Consider the following 9479-nt stretch of genomic DNA (forward strand, 5'->3'; position numbering starts at 1 on the left):
GACGAACTGCCGTACCCGCGTCTCGCTCCGCTGCCGGGCGTCCAGGGCCGAACCGACGTGCCCCAGCATCCGGTTGAGGGCCGCGCCGACCTGGCCGACCTCGGTGCGCGGATCGGCCTCGGCCTCGGGGACCCGTTCCAGCAGGGCCACCTCGCCGCTGTGCAGGGGGAGTTCGGATACCCGGGTCGCGGTGGCGGCGACCCGGCGCAACGGGCGCAGGGCCACACCGACCATCGCGGTGCCCGCGATCCCCGCGGCGACGAGACCGGCACCGGTGACGCAGACCTCGACCAGGACCAGGGTGGTGATCGCCTTGCCGACCTCGGCGGTGGGGATGCCGACGAGGACGGTCGTTCCGCTGCCCGAGGGGACGGCCTCCACCCGGTAGCCGCCGAGCCCGGGAAGCTCCACGTCGTGCGCCTCGCCGTCCGGGGCGATGCCGGCCGCCTCCAGGGCGCTCGTCTGCGCTCCCGTCAGCGGCTCGGCCCTGTCCTCGGCCGGCCGGCTGCCCCGCTTGACCACCTTCGACTCGGTGACGGAACCGTCCACGGACACGGCGCCGAACGTCCTGAACGGCTGCCCGCCGCCCGCGCCGATGAGATCCAGCGGGCCCGCGTCGCCCCCGCCGGGGGCGGGCTTGCCGCTGCCGCCCGGCGGGTGGACCTGGGCCCGGACGGCGACGTCGTGCAGCTGGCTGTCCAGCTTGCCGTACATGTAACTCTGGAAGGCGATCGTGGTGACCGCGCCGATCACGGCGGCGACGACCGCGATGAGCGTGACCGCGTACACGACGAGCCGGGTCCGCAGCGTCCACGGCCTCCGGGCCCGCACGCGTGTGCCGCCCACCGCGTCACTCACCGGGTTTGATCAGGTATCCCGCCCCGCGCCGGGTGTGGATCATGGGGCTCCGCCCCGCGTCGATCTTCTTGCGCAGATACGAGATGTACAGCTCGACGACGTTCGCCTGGCCGCCGAAGTCGTAGTTCCAGACGCGGTCCAGGATCTGCGCCTTGCTGAGCACCCGGCGCGGGTTGCGCATCAGGAAGCGCAGCAGCTCGAACTCCGTCGCCGTCAGGTGGATCGAGTCGTCGCCCCGGGTGACCTCGTGGCTGTCCTCGTCCAGGACGAGGTCGCCGACGACGAGCGTCGACTCGCTGCGCGCGGTGGCCGTACCGGAGCGGCGGATCAGCCCGCGCAGCCGGGCCACGACCTCCTCCAGGCTGAACGGCTTGGTGACGTAGTCGTCGCCGCCCGCCGTGAGCCCGGCGATGCGGTCCTCCACCGCGTCCCGCGCGGTCAGGAACAGCACCGGCACCTCCGGAGCCTCCCGCCGCAGCCGCCCGAGCACGGTGAGCCCGTCCATGTCGGGCAGCATGACGTCGAGGACCACCGCGTCGGGGCGGAAGTCACGCGCCGTACGCAGGGCGTCGGCACCGTCCCCGGCGCTGCGCACCTCCCACCCCTCGTAGCGCAGGGCCATGGAGAGCAGCTCGGCGAGGGGGGCCTCGTCGTCCACGACCAGGACACGCACGGGGGTGCGGTCCGGCCTGAGCAGTTCGGTACGCCCCTGGGGCGAGGTCGTCGTCGTCATGCCCCCAGGCTGTGAGACGGCCGTGAGAGGGACCTTGTACCCACCTGTGAATTTCCTGAGAAAGGAGCCCGCCGGCCGCCGGTCAGGCGAACAGCGCGCTCGCGTTCCCGTGGCACACGGCCCGCAGCCAGTCGTCACCCAGCCCCAGCCGCTCCAGGGCGTGCAGCTGGTGGGCGTACGGGTACGGGATGTTCGGGAAGTCCGTGCCGAGCAGGATCCGGTCCCCGAGGTCCGCGAGCCGGGCGCGCTCGGCGACCGGGAACGGTGAGAAGTCCTCGGTGAAGTCGGTGAAGGCCATCGTCGTGTCGAGCCGCACCTCGGGGTACGCCGCCGCCAGCTCCAGGAACTCCGTGTACTCCGGCATCCCCATGTGCGCCACCACCAACCGCAGCCGCGGATGGCGGGACAGCAGGCGCCCGACCGGCTCGGGCCCGGTGTACTTCCCGGGCGCGGGGCCGGAGCCGCAGTGCATGACCACCGGGACACCGGCCTCGGCGAGCACCCCCCACACGGGCTCCAGCAACGGGTCGTTCGCGTCGTACGCCCCGACCTGGAGGTGCGACTTGAAGACCCGCGCCCCGGCCTCGACCGCCCGGCGCACATAGCGGTCCACGCCCTCCTCCGGGAAGAAGGTCGCGGTGTGCAGGCAGTCCGGCACCCGCGCGGCGAACCCGGCCGCCCACTCGTTCAGCCAGGCGGCCATCCCCGCCTTGTGCGGATAGAGCATGGAGGTGAACCGCAGCACCCCGAAGGAGCGCAGCAGGGCGAGGCGCCGGTCCTCGTCGTGCCGGTAGGTGATCGGCCACTCCATGCCGGTCAGCGGGCCCGCCGAGTCGAAGTACGCCCAGACCTTGCGCAGCACCTGCTCCGGCATGAAGTGCGTGTGGACGTCGATGATCCCGGGCAGCCCGAGCCGCTCCCAGAACCCCACGACGTCGTCACGGCCGTCCCTGTCCATCCTCCACGCCCTCCGCTCGCCCGCGCTCGTTCCCGCCCCGCCCGCTTCCCGCCCGCTCCCCGCCCGCTCCCCGCGACGATCTCAGAACAGCCCGTCCTGAGTCCCACCGGCCCCCACGGCGACGAGCGGCACGCTCACCGCCGCCCGCGCGTCGGTCCCGGCCAGCGCCCAGCCGGTGATCAGCCGGGTGTCCAGGACGACGGTCCCGGCGGCCGCGGTCTCCAGATACAGATCGGGGCCGGCCGCAGCGACCAGACGCCCGGCCACCACACCGCCGTCCACGAGGCCGGTCACGGCCCGGACGGGCGTTCCCGTACCACCGAGCGCGAAGACCCCGCCGTGGTCGACGGCCTCGAACGGCAACCGCTCCAGGGCGTCCGGCCACCCGTCCCCCTCCAGCGCCACGGCCCGCCGGTACAGCGCCTCCACCTCGGCGGACCGCTCCACCGCCTCCGGCAGCCCACCCCGCACCGCCCGTTTACGCGCGTACGGGATCCGGTCGGGCACCCCGAGGGCCGCCCGCAGCACCTCCTCCGTACGCCGTGCGGCCATCAGCGGCCCGCGCCCCAACCAGCTGAACGCCACCGCCCCCTGCTCACGCAGCCGCGCCCCGCCCCGGGACTCCCGGGTGATCCCGACCTTCACCATCCCGGGCCCGAACCAGGCGAGGTAGACGCGGTACGTCCGCGGGTCGTCGGCGATCGTGTCGGCGGCCACCGAGTGCGCCCGGTCCAGCCGCGCGCACTCCGGGCACCGCGCCCCCGTGCTCCGCGCCGGCACCACGGCGACCGAGGGGCACGGATTGCCCCGGGCCCCCACACAGTGCCGCTCCCCCTCGGCCCGGAACCCGAGCTCGCGCCCGTACGCCAGGGCACTCACCCGCCGGACGTCACCGCCACGCCACCCCAGCACGGGCCCGTCCCCGGGCCCCTCACCGGGCCAGCTCACCCCGGTGCTGCGCCAGCTCATGCGTCCACTCCCACTCCACGTCACCGCACGGACCGCCCGGGAGCCCCGGTGCCCTCGGCTCCCGCTTCTCCTCACGGGCATCTGGAAAGAGTAGGGGATTCACCCCCGGACTTTTGGAACAGCACCCTTCCGTTATCCGAACAGCACCCTTCGACGCCACTCGGAGAACTCCCGCGCGCACCGATGCACCTTGTGGTCCTGCCTATGGGCGGTGTCGACGGAAATACCTCCTCCCGCTTTCCCTGCGTGTTCCGCAAGGAACGGTGCCGCCGCATGGACGGAAAAGGACCCCGGTGTGCCCTCGACCGCCGCCACGCGCCGGCCCGCCCCGCCCGCCCCGCCCGCTCCGCCCGCTCCGCCTCCGTATCCGGCAGACGCAGGGCACAGGGCGCAGAGACTCAGAGGCACAAGGGCACAGGGCCGCCACGTTCCCGCCGCCCTGACGCGGTTCGGGTGCCGTCGCCACCGACCCCGGAGCAGTGACATGAGTCACAGGGAAAAACACGCCTCCCGGACAACCATCCCCATCCGTCCTGTTTATCCGAGTGGATATCACCAGAGGGTCCGGAGCTTCGAAGGAAAATCCTGAACACTTCTTCATTTCACCCATAAACTAAGCACCGCACAGGCCGCCCCCACCCTTTCTTTCGGTGGCCGGCCTCTTTTGTCTCCCACCAAGGAAGTCGCCTAGTGAAGCTTCGCCGTTCCCTCGCGATGGCCGCCGCCGTCGCGGTCGCCACACCCGTGGCGCTGTTCGCCGCCTCTCCCGCGCTCGCCGCCGGAACGTCCGTGACACAGACGCAGAACCAGCCGACGTACGCGGAGCTGGCGCAGGCCGTGGACGACGCGAAGAAGGCCTACGAGGACGCCGTCATCGCCAAGGAAGAGGGTCAGAAAAAGGTCCAGGAGACCCTGCGCGCCCTGGACTCGGACACGCATCCGCTCAAGGCGGCCGCGCTCGCCGCGGCCGAGGAGGCCAAGGAGGCGTCCGCGGCCCAGGCCGCCGCCGACAAGGCGGTCACGGAAGCCGAGGCGGCGCTCGAAGCGGCCGAGGGCGACACGGAGAAGGCAGAGGCGCGGCAAGCCCTCGAAGCCGCCGAGTCCGTTCTGGCAGGAGCGGTCGAGGCCAAGCGGAAGGCCGACACCGCGGCCGAGAAGGCCGGCACCGCACTGGACGATGCCAGGGTCGCCGCCGCCCGCGAGTACAGCCTGGTCCAGAACGCCCCCGCGGAGACCCTCAAGGTCAAGAAGGCGGCCGAAGAAGCACTCGCCGCCGCCAAGGAGTGTGTCCGCGAGGACGGGCTGACCTCGCTCGCGACGGGCCTCCCGTCCAAGGTCGTCGCGGGGAGCACCACGGACATCACCCTGCGGGTGACCAACGGAACCGCACGCACGCTGACCGTGGACCCCCTGGTCTTCTTCCACGTGGAAGGCGAAGGCAAGGGCGCCGAGGGCGCTCTGACGGTGGAGTGGTCCAACGGCTCGGGCTGGCAGACCCTCGACGGCACCGGGCCCGAGCAGATCGCGCACGTCGACGCCATGAAGCCGGGCGAGCAGCGCGAGGTGAAGCTGCGGATGAAGGTCGACTCGGCGGCCGGGGCCGCCGGGGCCGCCGACGCCTTCGCGCTCTTCGCCGCTGACGCCTCCGACGTGTACAACCCGTGCGTCCTGGGCCCGATGAAGCGTTACGACTTCCAGCTCCTGCCCGCCGGCAGCAAGCCCGGACCGGCCGAGGAAGCCAAGCCCGGCCTGCCCGGCGACGACGACACACGGCCGGGAGCCGCGAAGCCCGGCACGGAAGCGGGCCACTCGGCCCAGGGCGAATCGTCCAAGAAGCCGACGGCCACCGGCACAGGCACCGGCACCGCCGGCAACCTCGCCGAGACCGGCACCTCCCCGGCGATGGCGTCGATCGCTCTCGCGGGTGGCGTCACCCTGGCGCTGGGCGCCGGAGCGGTGATCACCGTACGCCGCCGCAAGGCGACCGGCACCGCCTGACCACACGGGGCGCCCGGCCCTCCAGGCCGGGCGCCCCCACCCCTCGGCGCGATCACCACAATCACCGGAACGAGGGGGTCAGCGCGACCGCCTCGACCCTCCGTGCCGCCACGGCCGGGCAGTCGGCGAAACGTACGACGCCCCGTTCCCGTTCTACGGCATACGCGAGAGGCCCCCAGGATTTCTCCTGGGGGCCTCTCGCCTGCTGTGCACTCGGCAGGATTCGAACCTGCAACCTTCTGATCCGTAGTCAGATGCTCTATCCGTTAAGCTACGAGTGCTTGTCGTCGGTCTTACCCGGCGGCTTCGCTTCCCGGGCTTTTCTGCCTGGTCGGCGTTGCGGGAACAACATTACATGACCTGCGCCGTGACGCGAAATCCATTAGCCGTACCGCCCCTGACCTGCGGAAACGCCTGTCTGTGAGGATCTCGGACGCCCTCAGGGCACCCAGGGACGACCGAAGCCCCGTGCCAGGGGCACGGGGCTTCGGGATCTTGCGGAGGCGGAGGGATTTGAACCCTCGATGGGCTTTAAGACCCAAACCGCATTAGCAGTGCGGCGCCATAGACCGGACTAGGCGACGCCTCCAGCACACCTCGCGCGAACGCGAGTGGTGCGTGCAGATGATGACACAGTCGAGCGTGTTGCCACCAATCGCGGCTCACGGTACTAGGCGGGCGGGCGACGTGGCAAAGCGCCCTGCGGGCGGGTCGCGGGCGGGTGCGTACCCGGTCGGCCCCCCATGAGTTGCGCAACGTGCGGGCGTGCGGAGCGTTAGAGAAGGCGAGGGCTCCGCCCTCTGCCCGCCACCGCCCACCCGCCCCGCGCGCGTCCGCCCACGCGGCGCACGCCGGAGCGGGCAGGCGCGCCGACGGCGCGCCACCAGAACAAAACAGGAGCTCCCCTCATGCTGCGCCGCCTCACCCTCACCGCCGTGGCCTCCCTCGCCGCGCTGTCCGCCGCCGCGCCCGCCGCCACCGCCGTCACGCCCCTGCTGCCGCTGCCTCCGCTCCCGGTGCTCCAGCACGACCGGCTCCTCGCGCGCGACGAGCCGACCGAGCAGACCCGGCTCACCGTCACGGTCTCGGAGTCGGGCAACCCGAAGGCCGACGGCGTCTTCGAGCTGGAGTGCGGTCCCGCGGCCGGCAGTCACCCCGAGGCGCGGCGGGCCTGCGATCTGCTGGACCAGGCCGTGGAGGAGGGCGAGAACCCCTTCGTGCCGACGGACCGGAACGCCATGTGCACCATGCAGGCCGGCGGGCCGGCCGCCGCCCGGGTCGAAGGCACCTGGCACGGGCAGCCGATCGACGCCCGGTTCAGCCGCGCCAACGGCTGCGAGATCTCCCGCTGGAACAACCTCGTCCCCGTACTCCCCGCCGCGCGGTAGCCCGTACTCCCCACCTCGCCGTAGCCCGTCCCACCCGCCCCTCGGCCGGTCGTCCGAGGGGCGTCGGCGCACCTCACGGGGAGCGCGTGGCCTCCGGCACAGACCACCGGCGTACGCCGCGTGCACAGAACCTTGGTGAGAGCTCCCCCTCATCCGCCGCCCCGCCGCCCGTCCCTGCCTTTAGACTCCTTGCATGACGGTCCGAGGCCCACGAGCCACCATGGGCCCAGCCGTCAGCACGGTGCGGTAATCAGGGAGGAAGCGTCTCGTGAGCAGCAGGCCATCCCGAGGCGCTGCTCGCCTCGCAGCCATACTCGACGCCCTCCCGGACGGGCTCCTGCTCGTCAACTGCAACGGCACGGTCGTCAACGCCAACACCATCGCCCTCGAAATGTTCGAGACCCCGGGCACCGCCCTCGTGGGGCGCGGACTGCTCGATCTGCTTCCGGAGTTCGACTCCAGGCTGATCCCGGGGTCGATGCGCCGGCCGGATGCTGCGGACGAGCAGGGCAGGACCAAGCCCCGGCGCATGACCGCGCGCCGGACCGACGGCACCGAGTACCCGGTCGAGGTCACCAGCGCGAGCCTGGACAGCGGCCAGGCCGCGTACAACGACATCCACTCCAGCTACACCGGCGACGAACTGCTCATGCTCGTCATCCGGGACCTCACCGGCACCGTCGACACCGAGGCCGAACTGGCCCGTTCGCAGCGGCAGACGGAGATGATCCTGCGCGCCGCCTCCGAGGGCGTCGTCGGTACGGACATGGACGGCCGGGTCGTCCTGGTCAACCCCGCCGCCGCGCAGATCCTCGGCTTCCGCGCCAGCGACCTGGGCGGCAAGGAACTGCACACGCTGGTCCTGCACTCGCGGGCGGACGGCGAGCCCTTCCCGTACGACGGCTCCCCGCTCGCCGACACGCTCAAGTCGGGCCGCAAGCACCGGGTGCGCGGCCAGGTGCTCTGGGCCAAGAGCGGCGCGGCGGTACCGGTCGACCTGACGACCGCACCGGTGCGCGACGGCGACCAACTGGTCGGCGCGGTCATGACGTTCACCGACCGCAGGCCGTACGAGGAACTGACCGAGCAGCACACGGAAGAGACCCAGCGGCTCACCGAACAGCACGCGGCGGAGATCGCCGAACTCACCGAGCGCCACCGGGCCGAGACCACCGCGCTCACCGAGGCGCACACCGCCGAGCTGGCCGATCACACCGAGCGGTACGCCGCCGAGCTGGAGGAGAAGACCGAACAGCTCACCGGCCTCGGCGAACGGCACACCCAACTGACCGCGGTCCTGGGCGAGTCCCTGCGCGGCCCGCTGGAGGAGATGGGCGGCGAACTCGCGACGCTCGCCGCCGACCCGGCCGGCCAGCTCTGGCCGGAGGCCAACCAGATCCTGCACCACCTCGTCGCGGGCTACGCGAGGATGGCGACGCTCGTCGACAACGTCCTCGGCTACCAGCGACTGGACGGCGGGACCGAGCAACTCGCCAAACAGCCCGTACTGCTCGACTCGGTGGTGACCGCCGGCATCGACGGCGCGGTCGAGCTGATCGGGCCGGGCCGGGCGCAGTTCGCGGTGCACGCGCCGCCGATCGAGGCCGAGGTCGACGCGGGCCGGCTGGTCACGGCGCTCGCCCACCTCGTGGCGGACGTGGCCGGCGTCGACTCGACGGGCCGGGCGAGGCCCGTGCCGGGCGGCGGCCATGTCGACTCGACCGTCGTCGTCGCCGCGGCGCAGCGGGGCGACGTCGTCCGGATCGAGGTACGGGGGCCGTTCGCCGGGGGCGACCCGGTGCACGTCCCGATCGTGCGCGGGATCGTCCGGGCCCACGGCGGGGTTCTCCAGACGCACGAGATGCCGGGGATGAGCGGCAGCGCATACGTCCTGGAGGTGCCGATCGGCGCGGGGGCGGGGACGATCGCGCCTCCGCCCGACCCGGCACACGCGCCTCCGCCCGACCCGGTGCACGCGTCTCCGCCCGAACCGGCGCACACGTCTCCGCCCGACCCTGCGCACGTGTCTCCGCCCGACCCTGCGCACGTGTCTCCGCCCGGCCCGGTGCACGTGTCTCCGCCCGAACCCGCTGCTGCCCCGATGCCCGTCCCCGCACCTGCCCCGGTGCCCGAGCCCGCTTCCGGCCCGGTTCCGGCGCCCGTGCCTTCTCAGGCACCCGTGCCTGTTCCGGCACCCGCCCCTTCTCCGTCACCCGCTCCGGCACCCGCTCCAGTGCCTCTTCCGGCGGCCGAGTCCCCCGCGGTACCGGACGGCCCCGTACCGGGCGGTCCCGTACCGGACGGCCCTGTACCGGACGGCCCCGTACCGGTGTCCGCCGCCCCGGGGCAGGAGGCCGCGGAGCCCGACACCCCGCCCGCACAGCAGCCCGCGCCGGGCGGGCGTCGCCGGGCGCGTAGGTCGTCGACGGACGCGTTCCTGGAGAGCCCCGTCGCGGACGGCCCCGCCGACTCCGCCGACAGCCCGGTGGCCGAGCCCACCGGGCGGCGCAGGGCGCGTCGTGCGCCGGTCGAGGAGGCGCAGGGGGCGGAGGCCGTCCCGCCTCGGCAGGGCGAG

6 protein-coding genes, 2 tRNA genes and 1 pseudogene are annotated in these 9479 nt (G+C 72.8%); 3 read left to right on the forward strand and 6 right to left on the reverse strand.

Annotation, left to right across the window (positions count from 1 at the left end):
* From IH13_RS0100720 to IH13_RS0100735, 4 genes and pseudogenes are all read right to left on the reverse strand, one after another.
* A pseudogene (locus IH13_RS0100720) lies at positions 1 to 858 on the reverse strand (HAMP domain-containing protein); the annotation flags it as partial.
* Entirely contained in the window at positions 851 to 1591 is a 741-nt protein-coding gene (locus IH13_RS0100725; protein ID WP_031080091.1) for a response regulator transcription factor, read from the reverse strand. The gene IH13_RS0100725 and the pseudogene IH13_RS0100720, both read right to left, overlap by 8 nt.
* An 82-nt stretch (positions 1592 to 1673) precedes the next feature.
* Entirely contained in the window at positions 1674 to 2549 is an 876-nt protein-coding gene (locus tag IH13_RS0100730; RefSeq protein WP_031080093.1) for an amidohydrolase family protein, read from the reverse strand.
* Between the two features lie 81 nt (positions 2550 to 2630).
* Positions 2631 to 3518: a DUF2797 domain-containing protein gene (locus IH13_RS0100735; RefSeq protein WP_031080094.1), complete on the reverse strand. Its 888-nt coding sequence runs from the start codon at positions 3516 to 3518 to the stop codon at positions 2631 to 2633.
* Between the two features lie 690 nt (positions 3519 to 4208).
* On the opposite strand from IH13_RS0100735, the gene IH13_RS0100740 reads away from it, so the two are divergent.
* Entirely contained in the window at positions 4209 to 5516 is a 1308-nt protein-coding gene (locus IH13_RS0100740) for a hypothetical protein (protein ID WP_031080096.1), read from the forward strand.
* A 208-nt stretch (positions 5517 to 5724) separates the two neighbouring features.
* On the opposite strand, the gene IH13_RS0100745 is transcribed toward IH13_RS0100740, so the two are convergent.
* Positions 5725 to 5797, reverse strand: a tRNA-Arg gene (locus IH13_RS0100745).
* Positions 5798 to 6014: 217 nt separating this feature from the next.
* A tRNA-Ser gene (locus tag IH13_RS0100750) sits at positions 6015 to 6105 on the reverse strand.
* Positions 6106 to 6424: 319 nt separating this feature from the next.
* Between IH13_RS0100750 and IH13_RS0100755 the strand changes: the two genes are divergently transcribed.
* On the forward strand, positions 6425 to 6904 hold the full coding sequence (locus IH13_RS0100755) for an SSI family serine proteinase inhibitor (RefSeq protein ID WP_031080098.1): 480 nt from the start codon (positions 6425 to 6427) through the stop codon (positions 6902 to 6904).
* A gap of 268 nt (positions 6905 to 7172) precedes the next feature.
* A partial coding sequence (locus tag IH13_RS0100760; RefSeq protein ID WP_031080100.1) for a PAS domain-containing protein occupies positions 7173 to 9479 on the forward strand: 2307 nt, incomplete at its 3' end.

This window comes from Streptomyces sp. NRRL WC-3549, assembly GCF_000721935.1.
Classification (GTDB): domain Bacteria; phylum Actinomycetota; class Actinomycetes; order Streptomycetales; family Streptomycetaceae; genus Streptomyces.

Excerpts from the sequence above, each read along its gene's own strand:
- IH13_RS0100725 (WP_031080091.1), bottom strand. The coding sequence starts at position 1,591 with ATGACGACGACGACCTCGCCCCAGGGGCGTACCGAACTGCTCAGGCCG.
- IH13_RS0100730 (WP_031080093.1), bottom strand. The coding sequence starts at position 2,549 with ATGGACAGGGACGGCCGTGACGACGTCGTGGGGTTCTGGGAGCGGCTC.
- IH13_RS0100735 (WP_031080094.1), bottom strand. The coding sequence starts at position 3,518 with ATGAGCTGGCGCAGCACCGGGGTGAGCTGGCCCGGTGAGGGGCCCGGG.
- IH13_RS0100755 (WP_031080098.1), top strand. The coding sequence starts at position 6,425 with ATGCTGCGCCGCCTCACCCTCACCGCCGTGGCCTCCCTCGCCGCGCTG.